15 protein-coding genes and 1 other annotated feature are annotated in these 15,960 nt (G+C 66.2%); of the genes, 5 read left to right on the top strand and 10 right to left on the bottom strand.

The features are described 5' to 3' along the window. Position 1: 1 nt before the first annotated feature. The 4 genes from YH64_RS08305 to YH64_RS08290 form a co-directional block, all read right to left on the bottom strand. Complete coding sequence (locus YH64_RS08305) at positions 2–1,465, bottom strand: SulP family inorganic anion transporter (protein WP_104145527.1); 1,464 nt, start codon at positions 1,463–1,465, stop codon at positions 2–4. 92 nt (positions 1,466–1,557) lie between these two features. Next, positions 1,558–1,610 (bottom strand) — a sequence feature (sul1 is cis-regulatory element that is thought to sense ions involved in sulfur or methionine metabolism; They are found in Alphaproteobacteria). Between the two features lie 282 nt (positions 1,611–1,892). After that, a complete protein-coding gene (locus tag YH64_RS08300; RefSeq protein ID WP_143215292.1) occupies positions 1,893–2,822 on the bottom strand; it encodes a c-type cytochrome in 930 nt (309 codons plus the stop codon). Between the two features lie 2 nt (positions 2,823–2,824). Beyond that, entirely contained in the window at positions 2,825–4,591 is a 1,767-nt protein-coding gene (locus tag YH64_RS08295; protein WP_104145525.1) for a GMC family oxidoreductase, read from the bottom strand. After that, positions 4,584–5,378 (bottom strand): gluconate 2-dehydrogenase subunit 3 family protein, encoded by a 795-nt coding sequence (locus tag YH64_RS08290; protein ID WP_046805650.1) that lies wholly within the window; start codon positions 5,376–5,378, stop codon positions 4,584–4,586. The genes YH64_RS08295 and YH64_RS08290 overlap by 8 nt, the downstream gene beginning before the upstream one ends. A gap of 115 nt (positions 5,379–5,493) precedes the next feature. Here YH64_RS08290 and YH64_RS08285 point away from each other — a divergent pair, with 115 nt between their 5' ends. Continuing rightward, on the top strand, positions 5,494–5,919 hold the full coding sequence (locus YH64_RS08285; protein WP_046805651.1) for a hypothetical protein: 426 nt from the start codon (positions 5,494–5,496) through the stop codon (positions 5,917–5,919). A gap of 476 nt (positions 5,920–6,395) precedes the next feature. Further along, positions 6,396–7,961 (top strand): TerC family protein, encoded by a 1,566-nt coding sequence (locus YH64_RS08280; RefSeq protein ID WP_046805652.1) that lies wholly within the window; start codon positions 6,396–6,398, stop codon positions 7,959–7,961. A 70-nt stretch (positions 7,962–8,031) separates the two neighbouring features. Here the strand turns inward: YH64_RS08280 and YH64_RS08275 are convergent, their stop codons facing one another. From YH64_RS08275 to YH64_RS08265, 3 genes are all read right to left on the bottom strand, one after another. Next, positions 8,032–8,442 (bottom strand): hypothetical protein, encoded by a 411-nt coding sequence (locus YH64_RS08275; protein WP_046805653.1) that lies wholly within the window; start codon positions 8,440–8,442, stop codon positions 8,032–8,034. Positions 8,443–8,695: 253 nt separating this feature from the next. Continuing rightward, complete coding sequence (locus tag YH64_RS08270; protein WP_046805654.1) at positions 8,696–9,313, bottom strand: FMN-dependent NADH-azoreductase; 618 nt, start codon at positions 9,311–9,313, stop codon at positions 8,696–8,698. Then, on the bottom strand, positions 9,310–9,756 hold the full coding sequence (locus YH64_RS08265) for a GNAT family N-acetyltransferase (protein WP_046805655.1): 447 nt from the start codon (positions 9,754–9,756) through the stop codon (positions 9,310–9,312). The genes YH64_RS08270 and YH64_RS08265 overlap by 4 nt, the downstream gene beginning before the upstream one ends. A 109-nt stretch (positions 9,757–9,865) precedes the next feature. Here YH64_RS08265 and YH64_RS08260 point away from each other — a divergent pair, with 109 nt between their 5' ends. Next, on the top strand, positions 9,866–11,287 hold the full coding sequence (locus tag YH64_RS08260; RefSeq protein WP_120157480.1) for a PLP-dependent aminotransferase family protein: 1,422 nt from the start codon (positions 9,866–9,868) through the stop codon (positions 11,285–11,287). Between the two features lie 63 nt (positions 11,288–11,350). On the opposite strand, the gene YH64_RS08255 is transcribed toward YH64_RS08260, so the two are convergent. After that, on the bottom strand, positions 11,351–11,830 hold the full coding sequence (locus YH64_RS08255; protein ID WP_046805656.1) for a carboxymuconolactone decarboxylase family protein: 480 nt from the start codon (positions 11,828–11,830) through the stop codon (positions 11,351–11,353). 208 nt (positions 11,831–12,038) lie between these two features. On the opposite strand from YH64_RS08255, the gene chrA reads away from it, so the two are divergent. Next, positions 12,039–13,295, top strand: coding sequence for a chromate efflux transporter (gene chrA / locus YH64_RS08250; protein ID WP_046805657.1), 1,257 nt, complete (start codon positions 12,039–12,041; stop codon positions 13,293–13,295). A 2-nt stretch (positions 13,296–13,297) separates the two neighbouring features. Here chrA and YH64_RS08245 read toward each other — a convergent pair whose 3' ends face one another. Next, complete coding sequence (locus YH64_RS08245) at positions 13,298–14,092, bottom strand: enoyl-CoA hydratase (RefSeq protein WP_046805658.1); 795 nt, start codon at positions 14,090–14,092, stop codon at positions 13,298–13,300. Between the two features lie 55 nt (positions 14,093–14,147). Next, positions 14,148–15,344 carry a multidrug effflux MFS transporter gene (locus YH64_RS08240; RefSeq protein WP_046805659.1) on the bottom strand — a complete coding sequence of 399 codons (1,197 nt, stop codon included), beginning with the start codon at positions 15,342–15,344 and terminating at the stop codon, positions 14,148–14,150. A 246-nt stretch (positions 15,345–15,590) separates the two neighbouring features. On the opposite strand from YH64_RS08240, the gene YH64_RS08235 reads away from it, so the two are divergent. After that, the gene (locus YH64_RS08235; RefSeq protein ID WP_046805660.1) at positions 15,591–15,947 is read left to right on the top strand and encodes a SelT/SelW/SelH family protein; all 357 of its coding nucleotides are present in this window, start codon (positions 15,591–15,593) and stop codon (positions 15,945–15,947) included. Positions 15,948–15,960: the final 13 nt, after the last annotated feature.

The raw sequence follows: 15,960 nt of genomic DNA, 5'->3' as shown, positions 1-15,960 counted from the left end.
ATCAGTGCGCGCCCGGGGCCGGCGATGCGTATTTGCCGACCATCGTGGCGCTGGCCTCGTTCAGGCCGATCACCTCGACCGTCTTGCCCGCGCGCCGCAATTTGGCCACGGTTTTTTCCAGCGCATCCACGGCTGAGATGTCCCAGAAGTGCGCGCCGCCAAGGTCAATGACGACGGCCGGGGCGTCATCGTTGAAATCGATGGCATCGGCAAACCGGCCCGTCGACGCAAAAAACACCTGGCCCTGGTAGCGATAGACGCGGGCGGCGCGGTCGTCTGCCCGCTGTGACGTCACCGTCAGCAGGCCCTTGACCTTGCCGGCGAAGAACAGCCCGCTCAACACCACGCCGGTCAACACGCCGCGCGCCAGGTCGTGCGTCCATACCACCACCAGAACGGTGGCCAGCATGACCACGGACGATTGCCAGGGATGCGATGTCAGGTTGCGCAGCGAGCGCCAGTTGAACGTACCGATGGACACCATGATCATCACCGCCACCAGCGCCGGCATGGGAATGCGCGCCACCAGCGGGCCCAGCACCACAATCAAAAACAGCAGGAACGTTGCCGCCACAAAGGTGGACAAACGGGTGCGTCCGCCGGAACGCACGTTGATGACCGACTGCCCGATCATCGCGCAGCCGCCCATGCCGCCCAGAAAGCCCGTAACGATGTTGGCCATGCCCTGGCCCTTGCATTCGCGGCGCTTGTCGCTGGACGTGTCGGTCATGTCGTCCACGATCTGGGCGGTCATCATCGATTCCAGCAAGCCCACGGCGGCCATCGTCAGCGAATACGGCAGGATGATGCGCAGCGTGTCCAGCGTGAACGGCACGTCCGGCAGCGCGAACGAGGGCAGGGCGGAAGGCAGCTTGCCCATGTCGCCCACCGTGTTGACGTCCAGCCCCAGATAGATGGACACCGCCGTCATGGCGATGATGGCCACCAGCGGCGAAGGTATCACCTTGGTGAATCGCGGCAGCACATAGATGATTGCCAGGGACGCCGCCACCATCGCATACGCCACCCACGTCACGTGGGTCAGCTGCGGCAGCTGCGCCATGAAGATCAGGATGGCCAGCGCGTTGACGAAGCCGGTGACTACCGAACGCGACACGTACTGCATCAGCAGGTCCAGGCGCAACAGGCCCGCCAGAATCTGCAACACGCCCATCAGCACCGAGGCCGCGAACAGATACGCGATGCCATGGTCGCGCACCAGCGGCACGACCAGCACGGCGATGGCCGCGGTGGCGGCCGAAATCATGGCGGGGCGACCGCCGGCAAAGGCGATGACCAGCGCGATCGAGAACGACGCGTACAAGCCCACGCTGGGATCGACGCCGGCAATGATGGAAAAGCCGATGGCCTCGGGGATCAGTGCCAGGGCAACGAGCACGCCCGCAAGAATATCGGCGCGGGGATTGGACAGCCAATCGCGGCGCAGCGTGGAAAACGAAAACATGGTTCAGCTAGCCTGAAGTCAGCAAGCGGTGGGGCGTCATCGTGCCCAGGGCCGATGCGGCAAGTTCCGGGCACGCACCCAAAGTCGCTTGAAGTTGTCCGGGGGATAGGCGCCCGGCCGAGCCACCCGGCATGCCGGGTCCACCAGGATCGCGGTAACGCGATCGCCGCGTCCATTGCAGACACGGCGGGGGGGATTGTACATGGACGCGCTTGCAGGGCGTTGCGGCGGCCAAAGGGGCCGCCGCCTGCGGCAACGTGCGGCAGCCTGCCGCAACCCGCCGCAACCCGCCGCCACCCGCCGCAACCTGCCGCAACCTGCCGCAACCCGCCGCAACCCGCCGCAACCCGCCGCAACCCGCCGCAACCCGCCGCAACCCGCCGCAACCCGCCGCCACCCCGGCGCCGCGAAAGGCAAACTGCGGCGCTTACCGTTGCTGAGGCGCCGGCCCCGCGTAGTAGGCCGCCAACGCCTGTATCTCGGCGTCGGTCAGGCGTTGCGAAAAGGCGCGCATCACCCCGACGTCATCGTTTTGGCGCGAGCCGCTGCGAAACGCGTTCATCTGGTCGGTGAAGTACTCGCGCGATTGGCCGGCAAGCCTGGGTATCAGCGGCCCTTCGCCCATGCCGCGCAGGCCGTGGCAATTGGCGCAGGCGGGCAAGGCGCGTGCGCCGTCGCCTTGCACGTCCAGCTTGCGGGCGGCGTCACCGCCAAACTCGCCCACGTGCATGGGCGGCCCGGCCAGCGTGCCGTAGTACGCCGCCACCTGGCCGATTTCCTGCTCGGACAACGCGCGCGCCACGGTATTCATCAAGGGCTGTACTCGCGCGCCGCTGCGGAAATCGGCCAGTTGCTTGGCCAGGTATTCGCTGCTTAAGCCCGCCAGGTTGGGAAAGATACCGCCCGACGGCGTGATGCCGGCTTGGCCGTGACAGGCCACGCAGGCTTGCACACCGGCGGCGGGTTTGCCGTTGGCCGCCAATTGCTTGCCGGCCGCCGGGTCGGCATCGCGCAGAAAGGTTTCCCATGCGGGGCGCGATGCGCTGAAGTCCAGCGCGCTGCGTCCTGGCACGGGCGCCGGGGGCTTGGGCGGGGCGGCCGCGGCCGTGGGCGCGGGTGCAGTGCCGGGTGCAGTGCCGGAAGTGGCGCCCGGTGTGGCGCCCGGTGCGCCCGAGGCGGCCGGTGCGGTGGCGGGCGCCTGCGTGGCGGGTGGCGCCGATGCCGTCACGGCCCGGGCCCGGATCAGCCCGTCGCCGCCGGTGCCGATCATCTGGTGGGCCGTGGCAATCAGCGTGACCAGCGGTGGCGCCACGATCAGCAGCACGGCGATAGAGATGCCTTTGCGATGTTCAATCATGATCACACCAGCCGTCCCGGCGAACGCAGGTAGTCCGCCTTGATTTTTTCCACGATCCAGTAGGCGGTGGCGCCCACGGTGCCCGTCGGGTTGTAGCCCGAGTTCTGCGGAAACAACGCCGCGCCGGTCACGAACACATTGGGCACGTCCCAGCTTTGCCCGTAGCGGTTGACCACGCTGGTTTCCGGGTTGTCGCCCATGGCCGCGCCGCCGGTCAGGTGGGTGGACTGGTAGGCGGTGGCCGAGAACGGACGCTTGCGCGGACCGGGTTCGGTGCGCACGATGCCCTTCATGGCCTTCCCGATTTCATCCCCCTTGGCCGTCAGGAATGCCGACATGCGGATGTCGTTGTCCGGAAAATCGTACGTGACGCGCAACAGCGGCAGGCCCCAGGCGTCTTTATAAGTGGGGTCCAGGCTAAGGTAGCCGCCGCGCCAGGGTTGGGCCGAGCCGGTGATGGTGATGGAGGCGGAATGGTTGTAGTAGCGCTTGACGGCCTTCTTCCAGTCGGCGCCCCAGGCCGGCGTGCCCTTGGGCGTGGGGTGGTAGCCGATGGGCGCGCCGCTGACCACCTGGATCTGCAAGTAGCCGCCGCCCACGAACCCGTGCGGTCCGTGGTCGAAATTGTCGGCGCTGAAGTCGTCCATGGTGACGGCCACCGCGCCCGCGCCCATGAAGGGGTTGATGTTGGTGGCTTCGTCAAAAAACAGGTTCACGCCCGACGTGGTCTGGTGCGTGTAGTTGCGGCCGACCACGCCGGTGTCGGTGACCGGGTCGTACGGTTTGCCGATGCCGGACAGCAGCAACAGCCGCACGTTATTGATGCCAAAGGCGCACAGGACCACGATTTCGGCGGGCTGGAACACTTCTTCACCCGCCGCGTCTACATAGGTCACGCCGCGCGCGCGCTTTTTGTCGGGCGTGAGCTCTACGCGCAGCACGTGCGCGCCGGTGCGGATTTCGAAGTTCTCCATCTTCAACGCCACGGGCAGGATGCAGACCTGGGGCGAGGCCTTGGCGAAATGTTCACAGCCGAAGTTTGAGCAGAAGCCGCAATACACGCACGCGCTCATGTGCAGCCCTTCGGAATTGACGTAGGGGCGGGTACAGAGCGCCGAGGGTTGCACGTAGGGGTGATAGCCCAGCCCGCGCGCCGCTTCGCCGAACAAGGCCGGGGCGTAGGGCACTTTCATCGGCGGGTTGGGGTAGGGGCGCGAGCGCCACGGCTCGAACGGGTTACCGCCTTCCTGCTTCTGGCCCTTGATGTTGCCCGCCTGGCCCGACGCACCGATCAGGTAGTCGTAGCGGTCGAAGTACGGTTCCAGCTCGTCGTAGCTGACCGGCCAGTCCTGGCAGGTCAGTTCCTTGTCGAAGATGTTTGCGCCATACCGTTCGGTGTAGTGGCTGCGGATGCGAAAGTCGGTGGGGTCGAAGCGGTAGTACGCGCCCGACCAGTGGTTGCCCGCGCCGCCTAAGTGCGTGCCCGGGTAGGCGAATTGCCAGCGCCGCATCGGCAACGCCTTCTGGTCGGTGTTATTGCGGAACGTGAAGGTTTCTGTGGCCGCGTCCTGGTGCAGTTCGTGGCGGCGCGTGTACTTCAGTTCATCGTGGACGTTGGGGCCCTGGAAGTCCGGCGACGGCCAGCGTGCCTGCCCCCGTTCCAGCACCACCACTTTTTGTTTTGCGGCGGCCAGTTCCTTGCCGATGATCGACCCCGTCCAGCCGCCGCCGATGATGGCGACGTCCACGGGAGGTAATGTTTTAGCCATGCTGGTCTCCCGGTTTCATCGTGTGTCCGCGTGCGTTCGCGATGGATACGGGCTTGCCTGCCCAGATCACGCCGTGGCGTTCGATGTCGTTGGAAAACGAGGCATAGGCGCCGGGGAACCCCACCAGCTTCCACCCGACCATGTCGGCGTTGCCGCCGTAAAGCGGATCGGAAAAAAAGCCTTCAATGGTGGCATCCAGCACGGCCTGGAAAAACACGTCGGAAGGCAGGGGCGAGAAGTCCGCCTTGCCGCCCTGCAAATCATGAAGCCAGGCGTCCTGCCTGGCTTCGTCGAGTTCCGCGTAAGGTTTGCCGTCTTGTTTGCGCGCGGCGGCATCCAGCGCAGCCAGTCCGCGCCGGAACATTTCGGCGGGCGTGAAAGAAAGCTGGTAGCCCTGTTCAGGCGTGCCTTTTTCAAAGGGGCCCTGGCGGTAGAACTGGCTGCCCGCGCCCCAGGCACCGGCCAGTTGTCCGTCAATGAAGAAGGTGACGCCGGCTTCCTTGGCGCCGGGGCCCAGCTCATCGGCGGGGATCAGGCGCGCCGCGATGGCGTCCATCGTTTTCGCTTCCTGTGCGTTGAAAAATTGCAGGGTGCGAGGGGCGGACGGCGAGATGGCCGCCTGGCCATCGGGGTTGCCCGCTGCCGGGGCGGGCGCGGTCGGCGCGCCGACCGCCTTGGCGGCCCAGGCCGCACCGGGCACGCCCACGGCCAAGGCCTTGAGCAAGCCGCGTCGGCCGGCAACCGGCTGATCGTCCGCGGGTAAGTCCTTAGGGGATTGATCGTCCATGCATCACTCCAGTGTCAGGGCAGGCACGCTACTTGCCCATGAGTTCAAAGAGATCCGTACAAAATCGTTATCCGCTGGCGCGTAGTTTGTCACTGTTTTCAACTGGGAGACAACGATGAAAAGCCACAAACTGCTACTGCTGTGCGCCATGTTGGCGACGCTGCCCTGGCAGGCCACCACCGCCCAAACGTCGCAAACCACCCTGGTTGCGCAGGCGGCCCCGCCACCTTCCATGCCCATGCCCACCGCTGACGAAAAGACGGCGCCCGCCAATGCCATCGGCAAGCCGGTGCCGGGCGCGCAATCCGAGGACCAGAAAAAAATGCCGTCGACTGAAGAAACCACCAAGAAGCCCGATCGCGGCGCCAAGGATTCGAATGCCCCGCCCAAGGGCGAACCGGATTCGCGCCAAAAGGCGCCCGCATCCGGCACCCATAGTGGCAAACCGGTGCCCGGCGGCAAGGCGGGCGCGCCCGACAACGCGGGCATGCCGGGGGCCGGCGCCACGTCCGGCTCGGGCGGCGGCGCGGACACGCGCTGAGCAATCTGGCAGGGGGCGCGCACCGCTGCGCGGGCCCCGTCGCGTCTGCCGCTTGCGCGACAGGAGCGCGTGCCGCGGCCTGTGTAGACGCGGCTTGGGCAACGTGCTTCGTTGCGCGCGGGGCGGTTGCGGCCATCTGCGGGAATCCAACTTTCAGGTATCATTCAGCTTCCTGTAAGAACGAGAGTTCGGCGGTGTACGCGATAAAGGTTTGCTCAAGCAGCCTCGCGGACGCGGCCTTTTATGACTGAAGACCCGCCTCCTAGCAGGGCGCCTTGGCGCCCACCTTTTCTTCCTGCCACAAGACCGGCCGCCCGACTGCATCGGCGCGCTCAGCCGGCTTGCATCGCGCGCGCCACGCCGCAAATAGCGTGCCGCGCACCGCCGGGCCGCAACCAATTCCCCTTGATTGACCACGCTTTCCCTACTCAGGGCGGCGCCATCGCGCGCGCCCGCCCGACACTTGCGGATCAACAATGATTTTTGACTGGATGAACGACCCCACCGCCTGGCTTGGCCTGGCGACGCTGGTGGTACTTGAAATTGTTCTGGGCATCGACAACCTGGTCTTCATCGCCATCCTGGCCGACAAGCTGCCGCCCGAGCAGCGCAACCGCGCGCGCCTGATCGGGCTGAGCCTGGCGCTGGTGATGCGGCTGGGCTTGCTGGCCAGCATCGCGTGGGTCGTGACGCTGACCGAGCCGCTGTTCACCGTGCTGGGCAGCGAGATCTCCGGGCGCGACCTGATCCTGATCCTGGGCGGCCTGTTCCTGCTGTTCAAGGGCACGATGGAACTGCATGAACGCGTCGAGGGCAGCGCGGGCCATGAGTCCGGCCAGAAGCCGCAGCACGCCATCTTCTGGCAGGTGATTTTGCAGATCGTGGTGCTGGACGCCGTGTTCTCGCTGGACTCGGTGATTACCGCCGTGGGCATGGTGCAGGAACTGAGCATCATGATGATCGCCGTGGTGGTCGCGATGGCCGTGATGATGGTGGCCAGCCGCCCCTTGATGGCCTTTGTGGGCCGCCACCCGACCGTGGTCATCCTGTGCCTGGGCCTGTTGCTGATGATCGGTTTCAGCCTGGTCGCCGAAGGCCTGAACTTCCACGTGCCGAAGGGCTATCTATACGCGGCGATTGGCTTTTCCATCTTGATCGAGCTGTGCAATCAGTTGGCCCGGCGCAATCGCGTGAAGGGAACCCATGCGCTGGGCCGCCGCCAACGCACGGCGCAAGCGGTTCTGCGCCTGCTGCGCGCCGGCCGTAGCGGCCAGCCCGGCCAGCCCGGTCAGCAGGCCGACGACATGGCGGCGCTGGTGGATGGTGTGGGCGACGAGCCCGCGTTCGCGCCCGAGGAAAGCTCCATGATTGAACGGGTGCTGTCGGTAGGCGCGCACGACGTGCGTTCCATCATGGTGCCGCGCGGCGACATGACCTGGCTGGATGTGGCCGACACGCCCGAGGCGGTGGTGCGCAAATTCGCCACCGGCCATTCGCGTCTGCCGCTATGCGCGGGCGATGCGTCCAATGTGTTGGGCGTGCTGCATTTCAAGGACGTGATGCCGCTGCTGCGCAACCCGGGGCCCATCGACCTGGTGGACCTGGCGCGCGAGCCGCGCTACGTCATGGAAACCACGCCGGTGTTGAAGATTCTTGAAGAGCTGCGCGCCTCGCGCGACCACATGTTGATCGTGGTGGACGAGCACGGCGTGTGCGAAGGCCTGGTCACGCCGATGGACGTCTTGACGGCCGTGGGCGGCGAACTGCCGGAGCACAGCGAAGACCAGCCCGAAGCCTTGCAGCTGTCCGACGGCTCGTGGTTGCTGGAAGGCGGCTTGTCGGTGGGCGAGGCCGCGCGGCTGCTGAACACCCCGGGCCTGGTGGACGAATACCCCGATGCCACCTTGGCCGGATGCCTGCTGCGCGCGGCGGGCCGCTTGCCCGATGCCGGCGACACGATCCGCATGCATGAATGGACCTTCGAAATCACCCGCCGCGACGGCCTGCGCCTGCATCAAGTGCATGCGCGGCCGGACCTGTGAACACCTGTGCCCGCCGTGACGCCCGCAACGCGGACCGCGCGGGTCGGTACGCCGGCGGCCACCGCTGCCGCTAGCTGCACACGCGGCGCCACGGGGCGATGCCGCGTGGCGGGCAGTAGCCGGCGCACGGGGTAGCGATCGACGTGCCGCTTTGGCAGCGCTGTTCGGGCGCCTTGTCGCCGTAGGGCACGGTGCCCTGGCAGTCGCAGCTGGCCAGGCCCGCACCGGAAGGCAGCTTGCGTGGCACGTCGACGGGCGCGGCCGCCGCAACGTCGTCGGCGGCATTGTCATCGGCCTCGACCACGGCGCGCACCTTCGCCGCCGCCATGTTGCAGGCCTTGGCAATGGCCTTGACCGATTTTCCCTCGTCGGACAGAGACAATATTTTCTTGTCGCTGCATGCGGCCTGTGACGGCGGCGACAGTCCTACGAATAGAGCAAGCACGATCAATGCCCGAAACAAGGGCTGGCGCCAGGTCATACGCGTCTCCAGCAGGGAACTTCGGAGGGGCTGCTACGTCTGGCGCCCGATGATCCGATGGCCAAGGCGGGGGGCTTGGACATGGGGCGCCCTGGCGTGCGGCCTAGCGTAGTGCCGGCGTTTCCGCGCTGTCAATGCGACCCGATTAAATAGGCGGACGTGGCCAAAGGGCTTGGTAAACAAGCACTTATGAAGAATCACCACGTTGCGCCCGGTCGTCTGATGCGCCTGATCGGGCAATGGGATGAACGGACTAGGCGGCCATGGGATGCGCGGCGATGGCGGCTTGGGCCGATGCACGCGCGGCCTGCAATGCCGCGTCGCCGCGCGCCGTGCCCTGCACCGAGAAAAACGTCACGTTCTTCAAGCCTATCGTGCCCAGCACATGCGTCAGGTACGGCGTCAGAAAGTCCGGCTGGCGCGCCGCCTCGCCAGAGAATTCTCCCCCCGACGACACCGCCACATACACGGGCCGGTCCGGCAAGTTGCCGATCTTGCCCTCGGGCGTGATGCGAAACGTGCTGCGCACGCGCACCACGTGATCGATCCAGACTTTCAACGCCGCCGACACCGTGAAGTTGTGCATGGGCGTGGCGATGACGATGTGGCTGGCCTGGCGCAACGCGTCGATCAGTTCGCTGGACTGGCGCAACGCGCCCCGTGCCAGCACGTCGTCGGCGGGGTCCACGGGCGAGCTCAACGCGGCGGCGTAATCGTCATCGACGTTGGGCAGGCGGGTAGCGTCGATGTCGATGACGGCGGGCGCGGCATCGCCAGACGCCCTGAGCAGCCGTTCGATGATGTGTTGCGACAAACGGTGGCTTTCCGATGCCCGGCCGCGCGGGCTGCAATGAATGTGAAGAATGCTCATGCGGTGACGGCGTCCAGGTTCTTGGAAAAGTGCAGGGCGGTGCTTAGCAGGCCCTGGCGGAAGTAAAAGCGTTGGGCCAGGGAATTGGCAAGGCCCGTATCCAGCACCAGCTTGGCGCAACCGGCCTGGCGCGCAATGTCGTCCAGGGCGCTCAACAGGCGCGCGCCCCAGCGACCGCCGCGACGCGTGTCGTCCACGATCAGGTCGTCCACGTACACGAAACGTCCGTAGATCAGGTTTTCCTGGAAGCGGTAGCCGGCCAGCGCCACCGCCTGTCCGGCGTCGATACCGGCAAGCAGCCGATAGCCCTGGCCGCGCATGCGGTCGATGCGGGCGACAAAGTCTTCGGCGTGTGCAAGGTGCGGGCGCAACTGGCGCATCAAGGGCAGGCAGGCGCGCAGGTCGGCGTCGGTGTCAATGTGATTCAGGTCGGGGTCGGTCATGGCATGGGTAATCGGCATAGGAGTGTTGGGGGCCATCAAATGTCAGCCGTCATCGTAGAAACCCCATGCCATAATTTGAAGAGCCATAAATTGAACTTTGGACTATGCCATGATCAGCCGCCCCGATGCCTTGCCGCCGCTACGCGCCGGCGATTCCGACCCGCTGTATCGGCAGGTCTATGAGCGGTTTCGCAGCGGCATCGCCGAGGGCACGCTCAAGCCCGGCGACCGCATCCCGTCGGCTCGCGCGCTGGCCAAGGAAATGGGCGTGGCGCGCGGCACCATCGAAGTGGCGTATTCGCTGCTGAGCGCCGAGGGCTACATCCAGGCGCGCGGCCAAGCCGGCACCATCGTCGCGCCTGACTTGCAGCCCCTTGCCGCCGCACCCGCCGCCGTCGCCCCGGTGCAGGCCGCCGACGACGACCACGGCTGGCATCGGCCGGCGCGCATCCTGCCGTTTCAGATGGGCATCCCGGCGCTGGACGCGTTTCCGCGCAAGTTGTGGGCGCGATTGGGCGCGCGCGAACTGCGCAGCCTGCAAGCGCCCGACCTGTCTTATCCGCCCGCCGATGGACTGGCAAGCCTGCGCACGGCGCTTGCCGCCTATCTGCGCGTGGCGCGCGGTATTCATTGCCAGCCGGCCCAGGTGTACATCACGTCCGGCTACAACTTCACGATGCAACTCATCATCCAGGCGCTGCTGACGCCGGGCGATCGTGTGTGGGTGGAAGACCCGGGCTATCCGCCCACGCGGGCGCTGCTGGCGCAGGCGGGCCTGGAGGCGGTGCCGATACCGGTGGACGCGGATGGCCTGATGGTGGCGGAAGGCCTGGCGCGCGCAGACCTGGCCCAGGCCGCGGTGGTGACCCCCGCCCACCAAAGTCCGCTGTCGATGTCTTTGTCGTTGCCCCGGCGGCAAGCGTTGCTGGACTGGGCCGAACGCCGTCAGGCCTGGATTGTGGAAGACGATTACGACGGGGAATACCGCTACGTCAGCCGCCCGCTGCCCGCGCTGAAAAGCCTGGATGCGCAGGGGCGGGTGCTGTATGCGGGGTCGTTCAGCAAGGTGCTGTTTCCCGGGATGCGGCTGGCATATCTGGTGGTGCCCCCGGCGCAGGTGCCGCGCTTTGACCGCATCAGCCGCCTGCTGTCGGGCGGCGCGGCGGCGTTCAACCAAGCCATCTTGACGGCCTTCATCACCGAAGGGCATTTCGGCCGCCACATCCAGCGCATGCGGCGCCTATACAGCGAACGGCGCACGGCTACCGCGCGGGGCCTGAGCGCGGCGCTGGGCTCGCGCATGCGGATCGAACCTCAGCCGGGCGGCATGCATCTGGTGGCGCGCATGGACGCCGGGCAGCGCGATCAGCCGCTGGCCGCCCGCATGTTGGAACAGGGGCTGTACGCGCACCCGCTGTCCAGATGGTCGACGCTGCCGGATCCGCAACCCGGCCTGTTGCTGGGCTTCACCAATATCGTTTCGGAGAGTCAGGCGTACGACTATGGCCTGCAAATCCGCGCGTTGATGTAGTGGGTATAGGCGCCTATTGCAGGCCTTGAGGTCTTTGCAGGTATGCCGGGCGGCGCCCAGCGTTCAGTTGAGCCCAGCCTTGTCCAGCCCGAATGCGGCGTCGGCCGAGCCGGGCACGGTACGAAACGCCACGTTCAAACGGTTCCAGCCGTTGATGGCAACGATACGGAAGGTCAGGTCCGAGATTTCCGATTCGGATAATTGCTCGCGCACGTGGCTGTACACCGGGTCGGGCACGCCATGCGGGGGCAGGGTGGTCAGCGCCTCGGTCCATGCCAGCGCAGCTCGCTCGCGCGCCGAGAACAATGTCGATTCACGCCAGATGGCCACGTGGTGCAGACGCAGTTCGCGTTCGCCATGCAGCTTGGCCTGCTTGACGTGCATGTCCAGGCAAAAGCCGCAGCCATTGATTTGCGACGCGCGGATATCGACCAGATCGCCGAACTCCTCGATGACGGGCACTTTTTTCATTGCCGCGCTGAAGTCCATGTACTTCTTGGACAGCTCCGCGGACACCTGGAAGTAATTCAACCGCTGGCTCATAGGCCTACCTTTTAAGACGCTGTTAGGGAAAGGGAATCAGGAAGCCGTAGGATGCGGTAGATTGGTCCAGCCAGAAAGTGCCATAAATGATGTTTAGTTCTAGGCCATGCGGGCGGCAAGCCTGGCCCTTGAAACACGCGCGCGCCCCGGCTATAAGCTTGATCCAGGGGCGGAAACCCGGCGCCCCGACCGACTTAGAAGCCACCTCATGCCGCACCCCCCATCACACGACGAACACGTCGCAAATAAGCCCGCCACCCATGAACGCGAGGAGGCGGCGCGCGGGTCCTGTCTGGAGGTCTTTCTGGTGTTCCTGCGCCTGGGGCTGACTTCGTTCGGTGGGCCGGTGGCGCACCTGGCTTACTTTCGTACGGAGTTTGTCGACCGCCGCCATTGGCTGGACGATTACGCCTATTCCGACCTGGTCGCCTTGTGCCAATTCCTGCCGGGGCCGGCAAGCAGCCAGGTCGGCATGGCAATCGGCCTGCGCCGCGCGGGCTGGATGGGCATGCTGGCCGCATGGCTGGCGTTCACGCTGCCCACGGCCGTTGCGCTGATCGGCTTTGCGATGGGCCTGGCGCATGTTGGATGGCTGTCGGGGTCAGCCGTCATACACGGCCTGAAGATCGCGGCGGTGGCCATCGTGGCCCAGGCCGTGTGGGGCATGGGCCGCACACTGTGTCCCGATCGCGCGCGCGCCGGCCTGGCCGTGGCCGCCGCCTTGATTACCGTCGTATTGCCCAGCGCCTGGGGCCAGATCGGCGCCATCTTGCTGGGTGTCGTCGTGGGGGTGGCCGTGCTGCAATTGCCGCCCCGGCCCATTCTGGCCAACCCTGCCGACGCCGTGTCGTGCGGCGCCGCCTATGTGGCGCTGACCCTGTTCGTGGCATTGCTGGCGGGCTTGCCGATATGGGCGGCCATGTCGGATTCGCCAGCGGCCGCGCAGCTTGCCGGGTTTTATCGCGCGGGGGCTTTGGTGTTTGGCGGCGGGCACGTGGTGCTGCCGCTGCTGGAATCAACGGCGGTGTCCGGCGGCATGGTTTCCAGCGCCGACTTCCTGGCCGGGTACGGGGCAGCGCAAGCCATGCCCGGGCCGCTGTTCGGTTTCGCTGCTTTTCTGGGCGCATTGTCCACCGGCCCGCTGACGGGCTGGGTCGGCGGCCTGGTGCTGTTGGCCGCCATTTTTCTGCCGGGCGCCTTGCTGGTCGTGGGCGCCTTGCCTTTCTGGGAAAGCCTGCGGCGCCGGCCCGGCGTACGCAACATGCTGGCCGGCGTGAACGCCAGCGTCGTCGGCATATTGCTGGCCGCGCTGTATGACCCAGTGTGGACCAGCGCCATTGTGAACAAGGCCGATTTCGGCCTTGCCTTGCTGCTGTTTGCGTTGCTGGTCTATGCCCGATGGTCCGCCGTGTGGGTGGTGTTGCTGGCGGCGGCGGGCGGTTGGGCGCTGGCCTTTCTGGCCTAAGCCTAAGCCTGCCAGCGTGGCGCGCGCTTTTGCAGGAAGGCGTCGATGCCTTCGGACGCGTCCGCTTCCATCATGTTGCGCGCCATGACGTCGCCCGCGTAATCGTAGGCATCGCCCAAGGCCATCTGGCGCTGCTTGTAGAACATCTGCTTGCCGTAGCGGATGGCGCTGGGGCTCTTGGCCAGGATGTCGGCCGCCAGGGCGTTGACGCGCGCGTCCAGCTCGGCCTCGGGCACGGCGTCGTTGATCAAGCCCCATTCCTTGGCCTGCGCGGCATCGATGAAGCGGGCAGTGACCAGCATTTCAAAGGCGCGCTTGGCCGACACATTGCGGCTGAGCGCCACCGCCGGCGTTGAACAAAACAGACCCACGTTGATGCCGGACACGGCAAATCGCGCCGAGTCGGCCGCCACCGCCAGGTCGCAACTGGCGACCAATTGGCAACCGGCCGCCGTCGCAATGCCTTGCACCTTGGCGATGACGGGCACGGGCGAGGCCTGCAAACCCTGCATGACGCGGCTGCATTGGCGGAACAGCGCACGGTAGTAATCCAGGCTGGGCTGGCTGCGCATCTCGCGCAGATCGTGGCCGGCGCAGAAGGCCCGGCCCGCGGATTCCAGCACCACGCAACGCACGGTGGCGTCGCCCGCCAAGTCGTCGATCTGTTCCTGCAAGGCGGTCAGCAAGCCTTCGGACAAGGCGTTGAATTGCGCGGGGCGGTTCAGGCGCAGCGTCACCACGCCGTCGGTCGACGTGCGCAACAGCAGGGCGTCGTTGTTCTGGGAATCCGGGGCCATGTCGTTTCCAGGAAAGTCGATTCCTGGATACTAGCGCAAGCCCCCGCGCGTCGGTTCAGCCGCGCAGCCGCCGCGCGATAGCGGGAGACAGCAAGAGCAAGGGCAGGACGATGACCGCGCCGATCAGTGCCATCGCCGCTTGCGGCGCCACGCCGGTGTCCAGCAACACGGTGGCCACAATGGCGGACCCGCTCATCTGGAACAAGCCATACACGGCGGCGGCCGTGCCGGCGCGTTCGGCGAAGGGCTCCAGCGCCAGGCTCAAGCCCGACCCCAAGGCCAGCGAGAAGCCCACCGTCAGCACGGCAACCGGCAGCATGAACACCCAGGCTGCTTGCGGTATCCACCACCAGGCGGCGGCATGCATGGCCGATGCCAGCAGCAGCGCCACCATGCCGACCCGCACCATCGTATGGCGCCCAAAGCGCGCAATGAAGGTGGGCGCCAGGAAGAACGCCGCGATGTTGATGGCGGCATTGCCGCCGAACCAGGCCGAGAAGCCCAGCTCGGAATAGCCCAACTGCTGCACCAACACCACGGGCGCCGCCGATACGAACACCAGGATCATTGCCATGCCCGCCATGCCGAACATGGCAAAGTACAGGAAGCGTCCGCTGGACACGATCGGCAGGTACCGGCGCAGGCTGTAGAGCGCGCCGCGCGGGCCGCTGGGCGGCACGCGTGTTTCTTCAAAGCGGCGTGCCAACAGTACCATCAGGCCCAGCGCAAACAGCACCATGAACACAAACGTGCTGCGCCAGCCCGCATGCACCGCCAGCGCGCCGCCCAGCATCGGCGCCAACGCCGGCACGGAGCACAGTGCTCCGTTCAAATAGCTGTAGACGCGCGCGCCCACGGCAGGGCTGAAACGGTCACGCACCGCGGCAAAAGCCACCAGTGAAGCCGAACAGGCTCCCAGGCCCTGGATCACCCGCGCCACATAGAACACATCAAGGGATGTCGCGGCCGCATCCAGCGCCGATCCGGCCAGATACGCCAACGCGCCGCCCAGCGCGACGGGTCGCCTGCCATAGCGGTCGGCCAAGGGCCCGATCAGCATCTGGCCCAGGCCCACCGCGAAGATGAACAGCGTAATGCTGGCCTGCAACGCGCTGACGGGTTCACCAAACCCGGCGGCCATGGCGGGCAGCGAAGGCAGGTAGATATCGATGCCCATCGGCGTGAGCGTGACCAGGCCCATCAACAGGCCGATCAGCCAGCGTTGGCTGGAGGAAGATGCAGCAGACTTCATGGCAAGACTCTGGGCGCATTGCACACCCGGGAAAACCCGACATTATCCATGAATGCCGCATGCAGCAGGGGCGGATGTGGGATGCATGTGGGATGCATGCGCGACGCGTGTAGGGCGCATGTAGGGCGCATGTGGAGCGCATGTGGAGCGCATGTGGAGCGCATGTGGCGCGCGCGTGGGACGTGTTTGGAGACGCACGCAAGTGCATCTGGCGACTTTGCCAGGCCGGGCATAGAATATTTCGCCATGAGCACACCGGCCTTCCGACCCCGCATCGTCATCCTTTACTGCACCCAGTGCCAGTGGCTGCTGCGTGCCGCCTGGATGGCGCAAGAACTGTTGTCCACCTTTTCCACCGATCTGGGCGAAGTGGTATTGCAGCCCGGCACCGGCGGCATATTCCAGATCACCTACAACGGCGACCTGATCTGGGATAGAAAAGGCGATGGCGGTTTCCCAGACGCCAAGATCTTGAAGCAGCGCGTGCGCGACCGCCTGGATCCCACGCGCCCGCTGGGCCATATTGACGGCCCCACCGCGGGCAGGTTGGCAGGCCCTTTGGCCGACCCCTTGGCCGACCCCGCCATCACGCCGGACGACTAGTCCGCCGCACCAC

The organism is Achromobacter sp. LC458, assembly GCF_001005835.2.
GTDB lineage: Bacteria > Pseudomonadota > Gammaproteobacteria > Burkholderiales > Burkholderiaceae_B > Achromobacter > Achromobacter spanius_B.
The sequence above is the reverse complement of the archived record's forward strand: the minus strand, read 5'-3'. Positions and strand labels throughout refer to the sequence as shown.

Coding starts and splice junctions, on each gene's coding strand:
- YH64_RS08305 (WP_104145527.1), bottom strand. CDS start 1,465: ATGTTTTCGTTTTCCACGCTGCGCCGCGATTGGCTGTCCAATCCCCGC.
- YH64_RS08300 (WP_143215292.1), bottom strand. CDS start 2,822: ATGATTGAACATCGCAAAGGCATCTCTATCGCCGTGCTGCTGATCGTG.
- YH64_RS08295 (WP_104145525.1), bottom strand. CDS start 4,591: ATGGCTAAAACATTACCTCCCGTGGACGTCGCCATCATCGGCGGCGGC.
- YH64_RS08290 (WP_046805650.1), bottom strand. CDS start 5,378: ATGGACGATCAATCCCCTAAGGACTTACCCGCGGACGATCAGCCGGTT.
- YH64_RS08285 (WP_046805651.1), top strand. CDS start 5,494: ATGAAAAGCCACAAACTGCTACTGCTGTGCGCCATGTTGGCGACGCTG.
- YH64_RS08280 (WP_046805652.1), top strand. CDS start 6,396: ATGATTTTTGACTGGATGAACGACCCCACCGCCTGGCTTGGCCTGGCG.
- YH64_RS08275 (WP_046805653.1), bottom strand. CDS start 8,442: ATGACCTGGCGCCAGCCCTTGTTTCGGGCATTGATCGTGCTTGCTCTA.
- YH64_RS08270 (WP_046805654.1), bottom strand. CDS start 9,313: ATGAGCATTCTTCACATTCATTGCAGCCCGCGCGGCCGGGCATCGGAA.
- YH64_RS08265 (WP_046805655.1), bottom strand. CDS start 9,756: ATGACCGACCCCGACCTGAATCACATTGACACCGACGCCGACCTGCGC.
- YH64_RS08260 (WP_120157480.1), top strand. CDS start 9,866: ATGATCAGCCGCCCCGATGCCTTGCCGCCGCTACGCGCCGGCGATTCC.
- YH64_RS08255 (WP_046805656.1), bottom strand. CDS start 11,830: ATGAGCCAGCGGTTGAATTACTTCCAGGTGTCCGCGGAGCTGTCCAAG.
- chrA (WP_046805657.1), top strand. CDS start 12,039: ATGCCGCACCCCCCATCACACGACGAACACGTCGCAAATAAGCCCGCC.
- YH64_RS08245 (WP_046805658.1), bottom strand. CDS start 14,092: ATGGCCCCGGATTCCCAGAACAACGACGCCCTGCTGTTGCGCACGTCG.
- YH64_RS08240 (WP_046805659.1), bottom strand. CDS start 15,344: ATGAAGTCTGCTGCATCTTCCTCCAGCCAACGCTGGCTGATCGGCCTG.
- YH64_RS08235 (WP_046805660.1), top strand. CDS start 15,591: ATGAGCACACCGGCCTTCCGACCCCGCATCGTCATCCTTTACTGCACC.